Consider the following 20698-nt stretch of genomic DNA (forward strand, 5'->3'; position numbering starts at 1 on the left):
AAAGAGCCAGGGAATGGAGAGACAATCGATGGCGGAAAAAAAGCTGAAGGGACTTGGCGTATCGGCCGGGGTGAGAATCGGGAAAGCTTTCGTCTACTCGCCTGTCAGGCTGACGGATATCGAGAGCAGGAAAACCGATGATAGCGGCTTGGAATTGCAGCGGCTTCAACAAGCCAAAGCGAAATGCTCGGAGCAGCTTCAAGCGCTGATTGATCGCGCGCAAAGCACGCTAGGAGAAGATAAGGCGATGATCTTGAAGGGGCAGCTTAGCTTCTTGTCGGACCCGGTCTTTTATCCGCCGATGGAAGATCTGATCGCGCGGGAGCAATGGACGGCCGAGACGGCGGTTCACAAAGTCGTGACTCAGGTCGCGGGCTTATTCGAGAGTATGGCAAACGAGTACATGCGGGAAAGAGCGGCCGACGTTCGCGATGTGGGCAACCGGCTGTTCGCCCAATTGTCGGATCATCAAGGCACCCGGCTCTCGGACATTCGGGAGCAGGTCATTCTGGTCGCGGACGATCTGACCCCTTCGGATACGGTCCAATTGGATAAAAACCTGGTGCTCGGGTTTGTTACACGAATAGGGGGCAAGACGTCGCATACGGCGATTTTGGCCAACTCGCTAGGCATCTCGGCCGTCTTGGGGATCGGAGACGGGATGGAAGCCATCGATCACGGCGACGAGCTTATTATCGACGGCTCCGTGGGGGATTGCATCGTGAGCCCGTCTGCGGCAACGATCGAAACGTTTCGGGAGCAGCAGCAGCGGGAGGAATCGGAATGGGCCGATCTAAAGGCCTACGCGAATCGTGCGGCTGTCACGAAGGATGGCTTTCGAGTGGAGCTGGCTGCGAATATCGGAACGGTAGAGGAATCGTTGTCCTTGTTGGAGCACGGAGCCGAAGCGGTGGGGCTGTACCGGACGGAATTTTTGTTCATGGGACAATCTCAACTGCCCGATGAAGAAACCCAATATCAAGCGTATTCGGCCGTGGCCGAAGCGATGCGGGGCCGTCCCGTCGTCATTCGTACGCTGGATATCGGAGGAGATAAGGAGCTTCCTTACCTGGAGCTGCCGAAGGAGATGAACCCTTTTCTCGGCTATCGGGCGATCCGGATCGGCTTGGATAGAAGAGAGCTGCTTCTTACCCAGCTTAAAGCGATCGCCAGAGCCGGCGTTCATGGAACCGTCAAGATTATGTTTCCGATGATTTCGGGGCTGGAGGAATGGCGCGAGGCGAAAGCGATTTACGAGCAGGCATGCGAACAGCTTCGTCAGGAAGGCAAGCCGTTCGCCGATTCGGTAGAGCTTGGGATCATGATCGAAATTCCGTCCGCGGCTCTGATGGCCGACAGCTTTGCTAAGGAAGTTGATTTTTTCAGCATCGGAACGAACGATTTGGTGCAGTATACGGTTGCCGTCGATCGCATGAACGAAAAGGTCTCCCATTTGTACGACTACTTCCATCCGGCCGTCCTAAGATTGGTGAAACAGGTTATCGATGCGTCGGTCCGTCACGGCAAATGGACAGGGATGTGCGGAACGATGGCCGGCGACCCGCTTGCCGCCCCTCTATTGGTCGGTTTGGGTCTTCACGAATGGAGCATGTCCGCATCTTCGCTTTCCAAGGTGAAAAAGGTGATCGTCCATGTGAATCGAAGCGAGTGTGCCGCCTTGGCAGAGCGCGTATTGTCGCTGGATACGGCCGCCGAGGTAAGACAAGCGCTGGAAGCCTTCCATCGGCAGATCGAGGCAGGCGTGTGACTCGCTTAAATGAATGATATCCATTGGTAGACTGTTTCGGCAGTCTATTTTTTTTTGAATTTCGAAATAACTCTCCATCTGATAGTGGATGAACCTTCTCCGACAGGAAAATAAAGGGATTCGTCGAAATATGGCGAATTATGAGCATAACTACGTTCTGGAGGAGAAGTCCATGTGGCGGCTTATACATAAACAAGCGGGATCAAGCGCAGCCGGAGCAGTCCGTTCGGAGGTGCGGAATACGCACTCGCAGCCGTCAGCTCCCGTCTCGGCGGGCGCTCTGTTGCAGATGCAGAAGCAAGTGGGGAACCGGGCCGTGACCCGGCTGGTCCGTCAGTTCAAGTCGGCTGCCGTTGCTGTCGCACAGCGAAAATTTACCGATCCTGTCCTGAACATGAGCGCGGATAATGCTGCGGAATGGAAATCGTACTTGGACGCCAAGTTTGCGTCGGGAAATCATCAGTTTACCGTACAGAACGAATTGATCGTCATGAACAACTCCTTGACCATGCATTATTTGAAGCTGGAGGAGTTAGGAAATAAAGATCTCACTCTAGATCTGCTGCAAAAGCTTGTCGACTCCAGCAAGGAGGCGGAAGGCGATCCGGCAAAAATCGGCCATCAGCACGAACTGGTCAAATCCGGCGGCGAACGGCTGCGCTTTCAACATCATCTGATGACGGAGGTCGACGAACTGCTTGCGTTAATGAGCAATGGAACCAAAGTCAGCACCATGCTGTCCGGCTCGTCTACTCCGCTGGAGGACCGGATGCGCCTGTTCGATATCGTTAACGACAAAGAAAAGATGACCTTAAAAATAAAAGCGCTCGATTATGCAGCCGCCCGTCCGGACGTTACCGATGCCCGGCTGCTCGCCAACCATTACAGCTTCTACATCGCGAACAATCCGGATGGGACGCTGGCTGACCATGTCGTAGAACAGAACTATGCAGCGCGCGCAGGCGCTTTAAAGGATACGCAGTCCAAACAGAGCGTGCCTGGACTGGACCCGGAGAACAAGGGGGAAACGGAAAAAAAGCTCAAGGCGGCGGCAAGTGCGCTAAAATTCGAAAGCGATCCAGCCGCGCTGTCCCATGCCGAGAAGCACCCTTTCACCAATCCGGATATCGATACGTATTTGAAATGGGCCCGGCTGACCATTGAGAAAGGCTATGCCGACAAAATCGAACGGAATCAGTTCAATAGCGGCTATTCCGTCCATTTCACGTTTGATTCGCACGCGACCATTGTCCGCGTAGATCAAGCGGGGGAGGCGTTTATTTCCACGTATATCCCCAAGGAGGATACCCATTTGCCTCCTTTGGATGAAGCGGCGGAAAGTATAGCCGGGCACATGGCTCACCGGTTGAACAACGCGCCGGCGGTCGCACCAGGCGGAAGAAACGGAAGAGTGCCATCCAGCCCCCCAAAAACCATTGAAGCTTTATATGCAAGCGAGCAAGAAGTAAATGATAAAGTGCTTGAGGGTACGCCATGGGAGCTGAAAGCGGCGAAGACAACGAACAAGAAAAAAGCGGAGTTCGAAATCGTAAATAAAAATACAGCAACCACGAACAAATATTTGGTTACTTGCGAGATTGCCTCCGCCGATCATATCCAGATCACGCCAAATACATCAATCAGCATTACCTTTGATGCTGCGCAAATATTCAATAAGGAAGACTTCGTGAGTCGTTTTTGCATTGAATTGGAGGCCGGCTGCCGCCAGTTAAGCTTGTTGAAGACCAGCGATTTTTCCCCGGCATTATTCGAGCATATGGCGGTCATGGCTGACCGTGTCAGAGGACTGCAAAACCTGAAGGAGGGCGCTTATAAAAATTGGAACGACACGACAAAGAAGAGGGATCAGGCCCAGCAAAAAGAGCAATTTTTGAATGCGCTGGACCAAGCGGTTTCCGGCAACGCCGCCAATTGGAAGGTCTTGCTCGGCGAGGCGAAGCAGTTGTTCGGTTCCGAGCTGCAGATCAGCAATGATAAGCCGGTAAATCTGCCTGCGCTGGTAAGCAAATACCAGAAAGAGGCTGGCACCCAAGGGAAAAAGCTGACGAATCTAAACAAACAGCAGGTCGAAAAAAGCAACGAGTACGCCGGCGCGGTATACGATTTGCGCAGGGTGCTTCAGAAGCTGACCGTAGATCCGACAAATGTAGAAAGCTACATTACCGAGATGAAATCGTATGTGGACCAGAAGGTAACGGGCCTGCCGCCGCAGCAGGCATCTATGCTTCTCCGCCTGCGGGACGAGCTTGAATCGGCTGCACTTCTGTATAAGTATACTTCCGATCCGAAGGGCTTCCCCAAAATACAGCAAAAGCACAGCGGCGTAACAGATACGGACATTACGGCAGAGCTCATTCAGCACTTGATTTCCGTCCAAGCGCCCGATCCGAAAGCTTCGTTAACAGCGGAGTAAGCGGCGGGCATCTGGAAAGCGCCTTGAAGGAATTTGAGCAAAGAAATCCGACGTATCATTTTGAGCTTTATAAGGAAAAACAAATCAATTCGGATCTGACTCTTAAGGCTTACGAGCAATATAGATGGATCGATAAGTCCAAGAACGCTCCCGATCCGTCAGATTTGACGGACTTGGCAAATAAGCTAAAATGGGAGAAGTGCCAGGTTAAGAAAACGGTCGCGAACAATCTTATTGCGTATTTGCAGCAGGGAGAGGATACTTTCCATCGATGGAAAAAGGCCGGACACTTTGATCCGAAGGGAGCCTCATCTCAGCGCATCGGCCGAGAAATGTATGAAAACGCGCCGAACGGCACGATGGCGGCCGTGTCGGAAGAAAAGGTAGAATTCGGCGGCTTCATACAAAATGATCCCCGAAGAAGCAGATGGGTTCTGACAACCTTGGTTCCGCATATTGATACGATTTTGAATTGACATCGTTCTCCAACTTTTGTACTGTCCCCTAATAATGAATAAAAAATCCTCCTATCCCATAATGGGGTAAGGAGGATTTTTAGTATCGTAACGTTGTTAAAATCGAAATTCGATCCAAACAGTTCCAATCCATGATTCCTTGCGACCGCCTCAGCAAAATTTTCTCATGATCAGCTCAATAGGACCTCGATTCATCCATCTTCTCCACACCGTCGAAAAAACGATGGAGAGCATGAAATAAACGATCCCATATGTCATGGCGATAGAAAGTTTGCCATTTTCCAAATAACCTATGGTCTCAAGCAGACCTAATCCGATCACAATGTGCCCGATATAATGGGTTAACGATAATTGGCCGGTATGGATCACCGCCTGTGTCAGAAGGGAATTCTCAAATATTTCCACGATATAAACACAGATCGCAATAACGGCCAAAGCTGAACATATGCCGGATAATACATACAGCATGTTGGGCGGCATCGGTTTAGTCCCAAAAAGATAATAGGCCGCCTTACCGAATGCAGGCGTTTTCCATTGGACCAAAACAAAAGAAATCGTTTCAAAAACAATCGTTCCCGACAGCGAATAGAGCAGTACCTTCGATCGGTTTTGTTTATTCAGCCAACGCTTTCTGCCAATCCACAAGCCGATGAGGAAGAAGCTCAGCCAGGGAAAGACAGGATGGAATCCGTTAAATAACAGATTGCGGGTGAATCCTTCTATCGTCCAAAAGCCCATATATTGCTTAAAACTCGAGTCCCACCCTTGGGTGTAATCGAATACGACTAAAAATAACTGCGATGTTAACAGAATCATCAAGAACAGCCCGAGTATTTTATTGTCGGATACGGTGATCAAGACAGCAGCGACTAGCATGAACACGGCATAATAATGCAAAATGTCGGCGCTCCAGCCCATTAACAATAAAATCACGCCGGCTACAAACAGGAAAACGGCTCGCCGGTACAAGCTGTTCCGGGTTTGACGAATGAGCTCCTCGCTCATTGAATTTCGCGCTTTTGAGGTCATTAATGACACCCCGATGCCGGCCAGTACGACAAACAGTGCGGATGCTCTTCCTTCAAACAAACCCGCTATAGATTGCAGCCATGCCGGTCCGCCATTCTCCGTCTGCATCGCAAGCTTATAGTTCACGATAATCATTCCGAAGATCGCCAATGCTCTTGCAAAATCAAGGGCGGTTATCCGTTCTTTCGCTTGACTTATAGATTGACTCATACCGCATCATCTCCCTTTGACACTTTACGCTGATCCGTTTAAAGCTTCAGTTCAAGCGTTGTAGGTGCTGCCGTCATGTTCCATGCCTCCTTTCGGATTTTGCAGCCGGTTCGATCAAGGCTTGCAGCTCGTAGTGCAGCTTGCTTTGGCTAAATAGGGATAAATAAGATTTTTCAACAAGGATCAGAGGACCTGTGATGACATGAGATTGCGCAGCGGCATAGCCGTAAAACTGTTCGATCAACGGTTCAAGATCTTCTTCTTCATTCACAAGGCTCTGTATGGAAAGATAATCGCCCTCAGGTAACGACAAATCGCCAGGCGCCTGCGCTTCCAGGTATAAGGTAACGGTGCTCGAACCGTCGTATACATAATGAATGTCCGATTCGAACAAGTTCGGAACACGCTTCGTCTGTTCAGCCAACCGTGCGGCATGAAGCTTCGTGTGCGAATCCATTTCAATCCAACGTGCCAGATAAGTAGTATCACGCCGCTTGATTTGGTACGGATTGGGCTGCGAGCTGAAGCTCTGTTGTTCGTGCAAAATTTTTTTGATAAACTGTTGAAGCTCTTGGAGCCGCAGCAGCTCCGCATCGACTTCCCGCAGAGAATGATGAAGAAGCTGGCGATATTGATCCGCGGAATAGGAAGTCATGCAATCTTTGATGGACTGAACAGGTACTTGCAGCTTGCGGAGCAACAGAATATGCGCTAGCTGATAAATTTGATCCATGCCGTACATTCTGTACTGATTATGATCCGTATAAGCAGGTTGAAGGACGCCTTTCTCTTCAAAATAACGAATTTGATGAACAGACACGTTCATAAGCTTGGCCAATTCACTAATCGTAATTTCACTTTTCATCAAGTTCACTCCTAAGATGAGGCTTGGAATAGCTTAACGATACACCTTAGGTCAGACCTAAGGTCAAGTGTTTAAACTAAAATAATCGTTAATATCTATTGAACTCGACGCTCTTATAGAGTAAATTCAAACATAGGCAAAAGATGGATTTGGGGAGGAACACACCTTGAAACACTTCACGATATTCGCATCCAGGAACGACATTGATGATATCGAAACTACGATATCGGACGTATTTGCAAAAGGTTACGAAATCAAGAGAGACGAAAATGATTATTTTCTCAAGTCCAAAACGCTTTTCAGCAAACATAAAATAACAGTAAGAGTCGCGTCCGAGGATACGAATCCCGATTATTTCGCGAACAATATTCCCGGGATGATGGGGTTCTACGATCGCATTCCGTTTGAAGACGAAAACCTCAAAGGACTGGTCATGACGCAAATATCCGTCTTAAATACGATGCTTGCGATCGAAACGGAGAAGGACATGACCGACGGGCAGCAGCAATTATTCACGGGGCTGCTGTCGCGAATTGGAGGCATCGGCTTTTTGCCGAACGGAATTTTGCTTGATCAAGCGGGAGAGGTGATTGTGTATCCCGACGGTACGTCGGGCCCGTCTAACTTCAGGCCTCACGCCTGCACCAGAAAGGTACTTGGCCCTGAAATCACATCCGAGGAAGGCGAACAACGAAAAAACAAGACCATCGCCTACTTAAGCGAAAGAGAGATTCCGTTTATTCACGGACTTCCGCAGCTTCCGCCCTTGGGACAATGCCGGTTTAAAACAAAGGAAGACATCGCAAGAAGAGCGGTCTCCTTATTGATCGTCATCCAATTCGCTTGTGACGTGGCGCAAGGCGAAGATATTCACGGATCGAGAGACTTTTTCACCGGCATGCTGCAAAAATTCGGCGTGGAAGAGTACCTCACGGAGAACGAAAGAAAGCTATTGCAGGATGATGAGCCGGCAAGGGAAGAGGCGATTAATATTTCCTGGCAATACGAAGCGTACTGGGTGCTTATTTGGGCGCTAGGACTTGTGGAGACGCTTGATTTCCCCGATCAAGTGTGCGACTGTGACTATGCGATTGAGGTCGTCTCCAGCTGCGAAACGTTCGAACAATTCGTTCTCAAAACCGCAATGCGCAGCGAGGAAGAGGTTATGGATGAGGCTGACAAAATTTATCGGCTTCACTGGGCGTGCGTCAACAGCCGAATCCAAGGGGAGGAAGCTCCGGCCGGTATGAACGAAAGCGTCGTCTTGGAAAGACGCCGGGGATTGTTCTGGATCATAGGTCACCGCAATGAAGAATGGGATCATATTTCGATGGATACCTAGAATCAAAATGACGGTATAGGGGACTGCTCTTTTTTGGCAGATCACGTTCTGCTTTAGAGAGCAGATTAAAGGTGAATGGAATGGAAAAAGCGAATTCCCACGCAAAAGCAGGTGCCGAAAGAACACGAAGAGCCATTGTGAAATTGCTCAAACACAACGGCTCCATGGACGCTTTAAGCTTGGCCAGCCAGCTTGGGGTTACCGCGATGGCGGTACGGCAGCACTTATATGATCTGCAGGAGCAAAGGCTGGTCACCTTCAAGGAAGAATCGAGGACGATGGGGCGGCCTGCGAAGATGTGGACGCTTACTTCCGAGGCCAATCGGCTGTTTCCTGACGGGTACGCCGATCTTACAGTCAGTTTGATCGAATCGATGAATGAAGCGTTCGGAGACGAAGGCCTGGAGAAACTGCTGGAAATTCGTAACCGTAAACAACTGGAGGACTACCGGAACAAAGTGCCGGAGAGTCTGCCGCTCAAGGAAAAATTAAAGACTCTTGCGGAATCGCGAACGGCAGAAGGATATATGGCCGATCTGATCGAGAACTCCGACGGCTCCTTTTGCCTTGTAGAGAAGCATTGCCCGATTTGCGAGGCGGCGAAAGCATGCTCCGGACTTTGCAAGAAGGAATTGGACATGTTCCAACGCATCCTTGGCGAGGGGATTGAGATCACAAGAGGCGAGCATATCTTAAAAGGCGACAGCCGCTGTGTGTATTGGATTAAGCCGGAATAGAACCATTGTCCGCCAACCCTTCGACTGATCGGCGATCACCATGAACTGCTTGATCCAGGATTTATTGAGGAGAATGCCAAAGTCATTCAGCAAATCATTCAGGACATCATTGAACAAACGGCCATTCATTCCGGGCAGCTCCATGAGACAAATTAAATCGTTATTTCAAAACCTCCCATCCCGCTTGGCGAAAGCGAGACGGGAGGTTTTGTTGTTTTGGAAAAGCATTATTCATCCATCGGGTAAACAACGATCGTCACCCCATTGGAGCGCGCCTCGCCAGTATATAACCGGCCGTTCAATTCATACCGGTATTGGGCCACGATAACATGCTGAAGACGATGGTAACGATTATCCTCAATTACTCTAATTTTGTAAAATGCAGCAATCGAACTGCCGGGAGCAAGCGTTCCAAGCGAAATGCCTGCGTTCATTCCCGGAGAAACTTCCGTTGCGATTGCGACAGTCTTTCGCGGACTTCAGTCCACATAGAGCGCTCCTTGCGGAATGAGCTCCGTAAGTTTAATCTCGGCGGGCCAATTCCCTTTATTGGTGACCTCCACCCGACATTCCGCCGTATCCCCCATCTCGAGTTCGTTCGGATCTACACTGGCCTGCAGCTGAATTAAAGGGAAGACAAGCTCGGTTTCCGACGTATTGGAAACGGCTGTTTTCTGAACTAACCGTCCGTCCGGGAGCCGAAATGTAAAATGGACGTTAGCCGCGTATTGAATAATGGGTATGAACGTTGTCGTGATGTGGGGAATGCTTACTTCGAACGCTACCAACGCTTGCGAACCGGCTTTAATCACGCCGAGACGTATGCTGTCTGAAGGTTTTGCTCCCATGAGGTGTGTCCCGTTTACGTAAATGCTGTCCCAGACGAATAAAGTTTCCTTGGGGATCACTAAGGACAGCACGGCCTCCACGGCTAAGGTACCGTTATTGCTCACGATGATTTCATACTTTAACGTGTCACCGAGCGTTGCACGGTCATCATTGACTGAGCTGATGACGGATAAGCCCGGATCGAATACCTGTAGCTTGACGGTATTTGTTTGCGCGGTTAGGGATTGTTCGCCTACGGTATATTGAATATCGGCTTGACTGACAATCTGCGAATCGGATGGCATTTCTATGACATGCAGGCGGAACGAAATGTGCAGGAAAGCCCCTGGCGCAAGGGCGCCGATCGGAATGCCCGCTGTCGGATCCAATGAGGGAGCATGGATATCGTCAAGCACGACGCTTCCGGGAACCCACTGGGCTCCCGGAGGCAGCGGCATTCGAACCAGCAGGTCCTGGATCGTTTCATTGCCTTCGTTAATTAAAGTGATCCCGTATGTCACGTTATCCCCTATAAATGTGTACTCCGTACTTGCTCGGAGAAAAGAGGAGAGCAGATACGATTTGACCGGAATGGTTACATAATTGGACATCGCGCTGCCCGAAACTACTCTTCCTTCTTCCGTCAAAAAGGTATAGCGGGCTTCAGCTTGATTCCTTAGCTGCAAACCCGCGGGAATCGAAATAACGATGACTTGAAACACAATCTCGGCAAGCCTTTGGACCTGAACGGTACCGAGAGGAATGCCCGATACCGGGTCAATCCCCGGCATCGGCACACCGTCGAGCAGCACACTGTTAGCAATAAAGGAGGTTCCTGCGGGCAGAGCATCAACTAGCGTTACCTGAGCGGATTTATTGCCGGTATTGGTTAGCGTAATACGGTAGGTAATGATTTGCCCGAGCGAAGCTTCCGCAGCCAAGGCAGATTTATTCAGCGTCAAAATGGGGCCGACTAGCGGAGTGACAACCGTGTTGGAATAGGCCACTTGCTCCGCTCCCGCAGTATGAAAACGAACCAGCGATTGGTTTTGCAGCAGTCGGTTCGTTATCGTGTCGGGTGTCATATCGTGGTTACCTGTACATTGAAGGTGACGGTGGAGGAGGCGCCGTTAGCTATTGTTCCTATCGGTATTCCCGTATTAGGATGGGCTGCAGGCCGGGATACGCCGTCTACGACGACGCTGCCGTCGACGAAGACGGTACCTGCCGGAATAGGGTCGATCAGTACGACGTTATTGACCGGCTCTATGCCGTTGTTGGTCACGACAATCGTATAAGTAATCACATCTCCAACGACGGCATCGACGGCATTCGTGCTCTTGACAACCGATACATCCGGAGCGGAGACCGGGATGACGAGCACGTTGGAATTGACAGATCCCGTCAAGAGACGACCATCCGGCGGCGAATACGTGTAGGAAGCCGTTGCCTGGTTCACAAGCTGTTGAGGCGACGGCAATGAATCTACCGTAACCTCGAGCGTCACGGTCACGTTGACGGTAGCGCCGGCTGGTACGTTCCCAAGCGGAATGCCTGTGCTGGGATCGACTCCCGGCTGCGGAACGCCGTTAATCAGCAAGCTGTTGGGCACGATCGCCCATGTTCCGCTGGACGAACGTCCGTCCGGTATGGTGAAGGTATAGGTGCCCGAAGCCTGATTCGAAAGCTGCTGGCTTGGCGGCAAGGAATCGATGACGACGGAGAAGGTAACCGTCGCGCTGGCCGTAATGATACCCAGCGGTATGCCTGCCGAAGGATCGGCTCCGGGCACCGGACTTCCATTTAGAAGCACGCTGTTAGGAACTAATGTCGTACCGACCGGAATCGTGTCGCTCAGCGTGACGGAGGCTCCGATGTTGCCCGTATTGTTTAGCTGGATCGTATAAACGACGGTATCTCCGACCGTGGCATTCACCGTATTGGCGCTTTTGGCTGCATTGAAGATCGCTTGATAAACCGGTGTCGATACGGTGTTGGAGAAGGTGACCGCAGAGAAAGCACCTGATGTAAAGCTGACGGAAGATTGATTATTTAAAACGGCAGGCGTAGGCAGTGAAGTTACATTTGCGCTAAATGCGACGGTAACGGTAACTCCCGGCGCGATGGAGCCGATCGTGATTCCTGTGGCCGGATTGGCATCCGGACGGGCCACAGAGTCCACCGTAACCGACCCGGGGACTAAAGCCGTACCGGCAGGCAAGGGGTCCGTAAAGACGACATTATTTACCGTTTCAATGCCGGCGTTCGTGATCGCCGTGCTATAGACGAGAACGTCGCCCACATAAGTTGCCGTTGTCGGAGTGCTCTTGACGACGGTAACATTCGGGGCGGATAAAGGAATTGTGACCGTGTTGGAAAGAGCCGACCCGTTATGTACCGTCCCGTTCGGCAGTGTGAACGTATAGGCAGCAGATCCCTGGTTTACCAATTGCTGAGGTGTCGGCAAGGTGTCGATAACGACGGAAAACATCACGGTGGTCGTCGCTCCGCCTGCGATGCTGCCCGCATTGATGCCCACGGACGGATCGGCGCCGGCGGCAGAGGAGCCGTTGATAATGACGCTGTTGGGAACGAAAGTCGTACCGGCAGGGATCGTATCCGTCAATGTGATCTGGGCGGGATAATTTCCCGTGTTATTGACAATCAACGTATAGGTTACCGTATCGCCTAAGGTGGCGTTGCTTGTACTTGCGCTCTTGGCGACCGCAATGATGGGTTGAAATACTGGCGTTAAAGTCGTATTGGAGAAGGCAGTCCCCGAGAAGGCGCCGGATGTGAAGCTGACTGCCGCCTGATTGCTCAGTTGACCTGTTTCCGGGATGGCCGTGACCGTAATATTGAAGGTGACCGTGACGGAGGCGGAAGGTGCGATGGAGCCCAGAGCAATACCTGCATTGGGATCCAAGGATGAAGGAACCCCGTTAATCGTTACGCTCCCCGGGACGAACGCCGCGCCGGAAGGAACCTTATCGCTCAGCAGCACATTGCTGACCGCCTCAATCCCGCCGTTGCTTACCGTTACAGTGTACGTGATCGTATCGCCAACGGCGGCGGCTGTTGTCGGCGTGCTTTTGGCAACAGATACATTTGTGGCCGACACTGGAAACGTAACGATGTTGGATACGGCCGAGCCGGTTAGGGTACGTCCGTCAGGAGGCGTGTAAGTATACGTGGCGGACGCCTGATTGCTGATTTGCTGAGGTGCAGGCAAGGAAGTAACGACAAAAACGAATGTGACGATGACGCTGGCGCCGGGCGCCACCGTGCCTACATTAATGCCCGTAGCTGGCGAGCTTCCCGGCTGTGGAACACCGCCGACAATGACGCTGTTCGGGCTGAAGGTCGTTCCGTCAGGCACCGTGTCGGTTAAAGTGACGACAGCGGGCAAGTTGCCGGAGTTGCTGACATTCACGGTATACGTAATCGTATCGCCAATCGTTGCGTTGCTGGTGCTTGCGCTTTTCGCAAGAGTAATCTGCGGTTGAGTGACCGGTGTCACCGTTACGTTGGATGAAGAAGAGCCTGAAAACGTACCGGACGTAAAACTTACCTTCGATTGGTTGCTGATCTGCGAAGGAATCGGCATGGTAATCTTCACCTCGAATGTTATGGTAACCGCCGCGCCAGGAGCCAGGGTACCGATTGGGATGCCGGCGGACGGATCTGCGTTTGGCCTGGAGGAGCCATTCACAAATACGCTTCCGGTGATAAAGCTCGTATTCCCGGGAAGGGAATCGCTGAAAATGACGTTATTGACGTTGGTAATCCCGTTGTTCGTTACAATGGAAGTAAAGGTCAGCGTATCGCCGGTAACCACATTAGCGGCGCTTGCGCTCTTGGTTACACTGACGTTAGGCGAGGATACGGGGATGGTTACGCTATTGGAAGTTTTTGTGCCATTAAGTTGTCTCGTATCCGGCAAAGTGAACGAATAAGCCGCCGACGCCTGATTCACCAACTGCCGCGAAGCGGGCAGCGATGTGATCGTAACGACGAAGCTCACGGTTACCGTAGCTCCGGGAGCAACCGATCCGACAGGAATACCCGTCACCGGACTGACTCCTGGCAGCGGCGTATTGTCGATGAGCACACTGTTTGCGGCAAAGGCTGCGCCGTCCGGAATGTTGTCGGTCAAATTGACATTGGCGGCAATATTGCCTGAATTGCTGATCTGAATCGAATAATTAAACGTATCTCCGACCGTGGCATTGGAGGTGCTTGCGCTTTTCACGACCGTGAAGATCGGCTGATACACCGGGGTGACGACTGTGTTCGACAGCGAATTGCCCGACAAAGCGCCGGATGTAAACCCGACGCTGGCTCGATTGCTAAGCTGGGCCGGATCAGGAAGCGAAACGACCGCGACTTGGAAGGTGATGGTTACTGCACTACCCGCGTTCATTGTACCGATCGAGATGCCTGAAGCGGGATTGGCTGCCGTTGCAGGGGTCCCGTTAATCGTTACGCTGCCTGCTACAAAGACGGCTCCGGACGGGATGGGGTCCGATACGACTACATTATTGACGGCTTCAAAACCGTTGTTGGCCACGACAACCGTATAGGTCAGCAGATCATTGACGGCCGCGGCCGTAACGTTGACTGTCTTAGTGACGGCTACATTGGGTGCCGAGGCCGGAATGCTTATTGTATTGGAGCTGCTGGCGCCGGATAAGCTCCGTCCGCTCGGCATCCGATATGTATAGCTTCCCGACGCTGTATTCGTGACAAAAGCGGGGGAGGGGAGCGAATTTAAGAGAAACTGAAACGTTACCGTCACCGTGGCGCCTGCGGCAACCGTCCCCAAAGCGATGCCGCTGACAGGAGAAGCGCCGGGCTGTGCCGTGCCGTTCACGGTCACACTGTTGGGAACGAACGATGTTCCGGCCGGAACCGGATCGGTTAAAGTGACGGAAGCGCCAATATTGCCCGTGTTACTCACTACCGCCGTGTAGGTAATCGTATCGCCAACCGTCGCATGGTTCAAGTTGGCGCTTTTGCTGATCCCCAGGATCGGCACATAAACGGGAGTGGTTGTGATATTGGATAAAGACAATCCGGTAAAAGTACCCGAACTATACGATACGGACGATTGGTTCAGCAGTTGGGCAGGATTGGGAAGCGAGCTGACCGTCACTTGAAAGGTTACGGCCGAGGAGCTTCCTGCCGGTATCGTTCCTACCGCAATACCGCTGGCGGGATTGGCCGAAGACTTGCCGGCTCCGCCAACCGTTACGCTTCCTGCCACAAACGCAGTTCCCGAAGGTATGGCATCGGTCAGCACGACATTCGATATTGATTCGAGCCCGTTATTAGTAATAACGGAGGTGTAGGTCAGCGTATCGCCAACCGAAGCATCCGTATTGCCGACACTTTTCACGACGGTTGCGCTTGGCAGCCGGACAGGAATCGTGAGTGTATTGGATGACGCCGATCCGCTTACCGTGCGCCCGTCCGGCGGGCTGTAGGTATACGCGGCCGTCGCCTGATCAACAAGCTGTGGAGGAGATGGCAGCGAGTTCACCAGGACCTGAAAAGTAACGGTCGACGTTCCGCCCGCGGCAATGGTGCCGATAGCGACTCCCGTAGCCGGATTCGCCCCCGGCACGACGACGCCATTCACCCGGAAGCTTCCTGCAACGAACGAGCTGCCGGCAGGAATATTATCGGTAATGGTCGTTGCGGCTCCGATGTTCCCGGTATTGGCGATCTGCAAAGTATAGGTAACCGGATTTCCGACCGTCGCGTTGGCTGTGCTTCCTGTTTTGGTAATCGTCAGGATAGGAGAGTAGACGGTGATGGTTACCGAGTTGGACGGAATAACACCGCTGATGGTCGACCCGCCGGCTACGCTTTGGAATGTAAAAGCTGCATTGGCCGTGTTGACGAGCTGCTGGGTGCCGGGCAGCGAAGTGACTCGGGCCCGGTACGTCACGGTAATCGAGCTGCCGAAGTTCAACGAACCGAGCGGGGCGCCTGCCGTAATGTCATACGTGGACTGAGTCGCTCCACCCACCGTAACGCTCCCAGTAACGAAAGTCAGTCCCGTAGGAAGCGCATCGGACAAGACGACGCTCGCCGCGTTGGCAGTACCGGTATTGCTGATGACAGCCGTATACGTAATCGTATCTCCTACGATAGCTCCGGAGACGTTGGCGCTTTTGACGACATTGATTTTCGGCGCGTTGATATCGACTTGAATGGCATTGCCGTTGACGACGTAGGCGTCTCCTGAAGTCGTCAGGCTTAAGACGGCTGAAGACTGGTTGTTTACAAGTCTGGCGGAAATATCGACATTCGTAATATCCCAGCCTTGGCGCCCTCCGACAATATTGCTTCCCGGAGCTCCGTTCGTCTGATTCCGGGTACCGAACGTCCCTGTCGTATCCAACTGGCCGGAATCATTATTGATTTGCGAAGCGAAAAAGTTGTTGGCAAAGTTGTTAGGACCGGACAGGGCGGATAGAGAGGACGAAGCGGGCCCGAATAAGGCCTGATCGCCGCTGCGGTTAGCGTCGCCTTCTTGCGCGCTGAATAAAGCGCGGCCTCCGAGCGCTCCGGATATCGGCGTAGCAAATCCGGTTAACGTCGTTAGGACGGGGCCGGAAGAAGCTTGCACCAGAACGGCTCCGGCGCGAATGGACATATTGCGGAACGGAAGCGACGGATTCTGGTAAATAACACCCAATGTCCAACCGGCGTGGTTCGCTGTCGAATCTCCGGGAATTACGATGGTTCCGACGACGCCGCCGGTCGTATACGTGCCTGCTCCACCTTGCTGAACGAGCGTGGTGACATTAGAGGAGCGGACATAAGCAGACGCTCCGTTCCCCAGATCGACTTGGTTGCTTGTTGCGGAATCCGGAGTAACGCTGAAACTCCCGGCGGGTGTAATCAATGTGACCGGATTGTTGATGGCGGAAGTCAGATTTACGTTGCCGTTGATATATGTGCCGCCCCAAATCAGTTCTGCATACAGCACGGTACTGCCGGCAGGAAGGTTCAGTATAGCTGCCGAGCTGTTGCTCTGATAAGCGCTTGTCGTGCCGTTAGGGTAAGTTCCGTAGGCGACGGCCGTGTTCGTCGTAACAAATGCCCCGATACTGTCCTGAGTTCCCGGCACTCCAGCGACATCGGACCTGCTTAGCCCGAGCGTGTTACCGGTAAACGTTATAGCCCCGGTTGCATTGAATGTAGCGCGAACGATAAGAGGAATGGATGTCACCTCCTTACAAGAAGATTACGTGGAGTGATTCCGGCAAGCTGGTTGATCATCCATTTAAACCATCTTTAAAGATCTATGGTTCCTATTTCAATTATTGTTTGTCTACAAAAAAATTTCAAAAATTATGGTACTCTCGACGCAGATCCGCCGCATGATTCGGCTCGGGAAGGACTCCACGGCTCATCTGCTCCAACTCATCGTCCGATACAGGCTCTTTAATGACAACGAAATGGTACATGATCTCCTGCACAACATTGGCTTGCAGCGTTTTCAAGACTTCCAGCTCCTCGAGCTCATAGAGCGGCGGGACAAAAGGAATCTGGTAAAACAGCTCCATGCGCAGCAAACGAAAATCGTAGGGCGGAGGCGCTTCCGGCCCATAGGCGTACAACTCAGGGCAAATCGCTCCCTGGGAAGGCTGAAAGAAGGAAGCGGTAAGATAGCGCGGCGTATACTCATCAAATTTGTGCTTGAGCGACGGATTGGATACATGAGCGAAGCTGTGAGCGTAAGGAGCCAAAATACAGACAACGGCTTTATGAATGCACAATCGGTATAACTCTGTCATGAGAGCTTCGAAGTTATGAACATAGGGGAGGGAGCGGCTGGCCATGACGAATTCGACAGAATTATCGGGGAGGGGAAGGGGGGCATTCAAATCGCACACCATGTCGACTCCGGGAAGAATTCTATTATCGATTCCCCAAAAGCCCGGATGCTTGTTCAGGCCGCAGCCAATATCGATTTTCATCCAGATCACTCTCCGATCTGAGAACTTGTTGGAGGACGGCTCCAAATTTATAAGTGTAACGGATAGAACCTTATCCTATTGTACGTTTGCACTTCATGAGCCGCATGGATGATTATCATGAAGTGCAAGATTCATCTGTGAAAAAACAAAAAAATGGATTTACATTAGACATTTATATAAGTAACTGATATAATTTTGCCCATGGAACCTAAAACGAACTTAACTGATCTGAACGTGAGCGACTTCGCTATGGCGTTCGAAGAATTGACGAGGCTATTCATTCGAATGCCGTCCATTGAAAAGCTAAGCTTCACCACGCTATCCGTGTTACACACCCTATCTCTTAGAAGCCCGATGAGGCTGAGCGAGTTGATTGCGACGGAACAAGTAACGCAATCCGCAATTACACAGCTGGTAATTCGGCTCGAGCGCGATGGGCTGGTGGAGCGCCGTCCCGATCCGAGCGACGGTCGTGCGGTGCTCGTCCACATCACACCGCAAGGGGTAAGCGTCATCGATTCACGCCGGTCCGAACGCATAATGCGGATCGCCAAGCTTATTGAAGGGCTCTCTCCAGAGGAAAGAGGTGCCATCGCATCCGCACTGCCTGCATTGACACGCCTTGCCGAGCTTGGAAACGAATAGCCTAACTATCTACAATGGTCCAAGGAGGAGTACTCGTGACAGAATCTCTTTTCCCGCTTGAACCGACTCCTATCTACGTGCCGGACGATCTGCTGGCAGATTTGAGAGCCCGGCTGAAATTGACCAGATGGCCCCTCGATGCCGGAAATGACGACTGGTATTACGGCGTCAGCCGGCGCTACCTTGAGGAACTGGTCGACTACTGGATCAACGAATTCGACTGGCGCAAATCCGAGGCCGCGATCAACGTCTACGAACATTACAAAGTAAATGTTAACGGCGTTCCTGTGCATTTTATGCGCAAGCCCGGCGTAGGACCGAACCCGATTCCGCTGATTTTGACCCACGGCTGGCCGTGGACGTTCTGGCATTGGTCCAAGGTGATCGATCCGCTTGCCGACCCCGGCGCATTCGGGGGGGATCCTGCAGAGGCCTTCGACGTGATCGTGCCATCGCTTCCCGGCTTCGGGTTCTCAACGCCGCTGCCGAACAATCCGGATATGAACTTCTGGAAGGTCGCGGATCTATGGCACGTGCTCATGACGAAGGTTCTCGGTTATGATAAGTACGCCGCCGGGGGATGCGATATAGGCGCCCTTGTAACGGGCCAGCTCGGACATAAATATAGCAGCGAGCTCTACGCAATCCACATCGGGTCCGCACTAAAGCTGAGTTTTTTCAACGGCGATCGCGCCTGGGATTTCTCCGGAGGGCAGCCTATTCCTGACGATATCCCTGAAAGCATACGGAGTGAGATCTTGAAGTTCGATCGTCGTTTCGCGTCGCATCTCGCCGTACACGTGCTCGATCCGAGTACGCTCGCTTACGGGCTGAGCGATTCCCCGGTAGGCATGCTTGCATGGATTCTGGAGCGATGGGCCAAATGGAGCGACAATGGCGGAAACGTCGAGCGTGTCTTTTCGAAGGACGATTTGCTTACTCACGCGACGATCTTCTGGGTGAATAACGCCATCGAAACTTCCATTCGCTTCTACGCGAACGCCAACCGTTACCCGTGGGGACCGTCTCACGACCGGTGGCCGGTTGTAGAATCGCCTACCGGCATTACGTTCGTAGGCTATGAGAATCCGCCGGGCATTACGACCGAAAATCGGGTTCGGCACTTTCTGGACAGCGACCGCGCGTCCTGGTACAACCATGTCAATATCGCCGTTCACGACCGCGGCGGCCACTTTATCCCCTGGGAAATTCCGGACCAGTGGGTTGACGACTTGCGCCGTACCTTTCGGGGACGCAGATAAGCGAATATCTCGCATCCTACATGGACATCCGTTTTCAAAAGACGGGGTGTCCATTTTTTTCATCCCAAGTTCGCTGAATCGCGAAGCTGTAGAAGGTATGCGCGGCTGTCGGCAGATAACGGCCCATGATTCTCGATATGCCGGTCGTCATGGTGCAGTGGGGCTCGGTCAGGTTTAGAACATGAAGCCGATCCTTTAATAGCTCAGAGAATTTTTCCCAAAGGGGCTTCGGGATAAACGAGATGCCAAGACCGAGACTCACCATTTCTCCGATGACGACGGAATCGTTTCCCTCAAACGAGATTTTGGGGGCAAAGCCGGTTTGCCGACAAAGCTTTTCCAGCCAATTCGACGAATCGTAGCTCGTGTTGCTGCTAATAAATCGTTCGCCCGCGACTTCCATCAGCCGTATTTCTTGACGATGCACAAAGCGTTCCTCTCTTGGCACTAGCAACAATAACTCTTCCGAAAATAAAGGGTCCCATTGGACATCAGGGCCTTCTAATGGCTCGGAAGAAATGCACATGTCGACCTCGCCTTTTTCCAGCAATTGATACATATTGATGTCGCTTCGCAAATACTGACGTATCCGGATATCCGGGTATTGACGCAGAAAGGCCGACACCAGACTCGGAAATAAGCTGACGTTTGTGGTGGCAATGGAGACCGAGAGATTTTCGATCCGGGCCATGTCATTGATTTTCTTCTTGGCTTGATCCAGCTCCAGAAACGACTGCTCCAGATGGGCAAGAAAAATTTCGCCATATCGATTCAGCCGAATATGACGTCCCTTTCTTTCAAATAAGGGAACGCCGATATCTTCTTCCAATCGGGAGATCGTTCTGCTGAGCGCCGGCTGGGTAATGTTCAATTCCTCGGCCGCCTGTGTCATGTGCTCCAATCGGGCTACGGTTTGAAAATAACGAAGCTGCTGCAGTTCCATTGCCTTACTCCATTCATTGTTTCAATGTAATGAATTGATGTCCAATTATATATTGGATATTATGGATCGTCGCGGTTAAAATAAACCCATACTTTCGAATAAGTTTTCGAAGGGACAAAAAAATAACTTTTCTTCCGAATGCTCCTTTAGGGTAATTTTTGTTAT

Annotated in this window: 14 protein-coding genes; 7 read left to right on the forward strand and 7 right to left on the reverse strand. The window is 51.8% G+C overall.

What is annotated here, in order from left to right:
* The first annotated feature begins 28 nt into the window (after window positions 1–28).
* The 3 genes from ptsP to KQX66_RS04860 all read left to right on the forward strand — a co-directional run bounded on the left by ptsP (window position 29) and on the right by KQX66_RS04860 (window position 4678).
* Window positions 29–1768: a phosphoenolpyruvate--protein phosphotransferase gene (ptsP, locus tag KQX66_RS04850; RefSeq protein WP_216790413.1), complete on the forward strand. Its 1740-nt coding sequence runs from the start codon at window positions 29–31 to the stop codon at window positions 1766–1768.
* 172 nt (window positions 1769–1940) lie between these two features.
* Entirely contained in the window at window positions 1941–4202 is a 2262-nt protein-coding gene (locus KQX66_RS04855) for a hypothetical protein (protein WP_216790416.1), read from the forward strand.
* A gap of 23 nt (window positions 4203–4225) precedes the next feature.
* On the forward strand, window positions 4226–4678 hold the full coding sequence (locus KQX66_RS04860; protein WP_216790418.1) for a hypothetical protein: 453 nt from the start codon (window positions 4226–4228) through the stop codon (window positions 4676–4678).
* 150 nt (window positions 4679–4828) lie between these two features.
* Here the strand turns inward: KQX66_RS04860 and KQX66_RS04865 are convergent, their stop codons facing one another.
* Both KQX66_RS04865 and KQX66_RS04870 read right to left on the reverse strand, forming a co-directional pair.
* Window positions 4829–5917: a DUF418 domain-containing protein gene (locus KQX66_RS04865; RefSeq protein WP_216790420.1), complete on the reverse strand. Its 1089-nt coding sequence runs from the start codon at window positions 5915–5917 to the stop codon at window positions 4829–4831.
* Window positions 5918–5990: 73 nt separating this feature from the next.
* The gene (locus KQX66_RS04870; protein WP_216790422.1) at window positions 5991–6782 is read right to left on the reverse strand and encodes a MerR family transcriptional regulator; all 792 of its coding nucleotides are present in this window, start codon (window positions 6780–6782) and stop codon (window positions 5991–5993) included.
* 166 nt (window positions 6783–6948) lie between these two features.
* Here KQX66_RS04870 and KQX66_RS04875 point away from each other — a divergent pair, with 166 nt between their 5' ends.
* The gene (locus KQX66_RS04875) at window positions 6949–8124 is read left to right on the forward strand and encodes a DUF4272 domain-containing protein (protein ID WP_216790425.1); all 1176 of its coding nucleotides are present in this window, start codon (window positions 6949–6951) and stop codon (window positions 8122–8124) included.
* 80 nt (window positions 8125–8204) lie between these two features.
* On the forward strand, window positions 8205–8861 hold the full coding sequence (locus tag KQX66_RS04880) for a helix-turn-helix transcriptional regulator (RefSeq protein WP_216790428.1): 657 nt from the start codon (window positions 8205–8207) through the stop codon (window positions 8859–8861).
* Between the two features lie 227 nt (window positions 8862–9088).
* Here the strand turns inward: KQX66_RS04880 and KQX66_RS04885 are convergent, their stop codons facing one another.
* From KQX66_RS04885 to KQX66_RS04900, 4 genes are all read right to left on the reverse strand, one after another.
* Entirely contained in the window at window positions 9089–9295 is a 207-nt protein-coding gene (locus KQX66_RS04885) for a hypothetical protein (protein ID WP_216790430.1), read from the reverse strand.
* Window positions 9296–9340: 45 nt separating this feature from the next.
* Complete coding sequence (locus KQX66_RS04890) at window positions 9341–10774, reverse strand: DUF11 domain-containing protein (RefSeq protein ID WP_216790432.1); 1434 nt, start codon at window positions 10772–10774, stop codon at window positions 9341–9343.
* Window positions 10771–16830 (reverse strand): CLIPPER-2 domain-containing protein, encoded by a 6060-nt coding sequence (locus tag KQX66_RS04895; protein WP_216790435.1) that lies wholly within the window; start codon window positions 16828–16830, stop codon window positions 10771–10773. The genes KQX66_RS04890 and KQX66_RS04895 overlap by 4 nt, the downstream gene beginning before the upstream one ends.
* Before the next feature lie 217 nt (window positions 16831–17047).
* Window positions 17048–17683, reverse strand: a complete 636-nt coding sequence (locus KQX66_RS04900) for a methyltransferase domain-containing protein (protein WP_216790437.1) — start codon at window positions 17681–17683, stop codon at window positions 17048–17050.
* 285 nt (window positions 17684–17968) lie between these two features.
* On the opposite strand from KQX66_RS04900, the gene KQX66_RS04905 reads away from it, so the two are divergent.
* Window positions 17969–18328 carry a MarR family winged helix-turn-helix transcriptional regulator gene (locus tag KQX66_RS04905; RefSeq protein WP_253956910.1) on the forward strand — a complete coding sequence of 120 codons (360 nt, stop codon included), beginning with the start codon at window positions 17969–17971 and terminating at the stop codon, window positions 18326–18328.
* A gap of 35 nt (window positions 18329–18363) precedes the next feature.
* On the forward strand, window positions 18364–19590 hold the full coding sequence (locus tag KQX66_RS04910; protein ID WP_308647115.1) for an epoxide hydrolase family protein: 1227 nt from the start codon (window positions 18364–18366) through the stop codon (window positions 19588–19590).
* 34 nt (window positions 19591–19624) lie between these two features.
* Here the strand turns inward: KQX66_RS04910 and KQX66_RS04915 are convergent, their stop codons facing one another.
* Window positions 19625–20533, reverse strand: coding sequence for a LysR family transcriptional regulator (locus KQX66_RS04915; protein ID WP_216790443.1), 909 nt, complete (start codon window positions 20531–20533; stop codon window positions 19625–19627).
* Between the last annotated feature and the right edge of the window lie 165 nt (window positions 20534–20698).

This window comes from Paenibacillus oleatilyticus (genome assembly GCF_018998565.1).
GTDB lineage: Bacteria > Bacillota > Bacilli > Paenibacillales > NBRC-103111 > Paenibacillus_G > Paenibacillus_G oleatilyticus.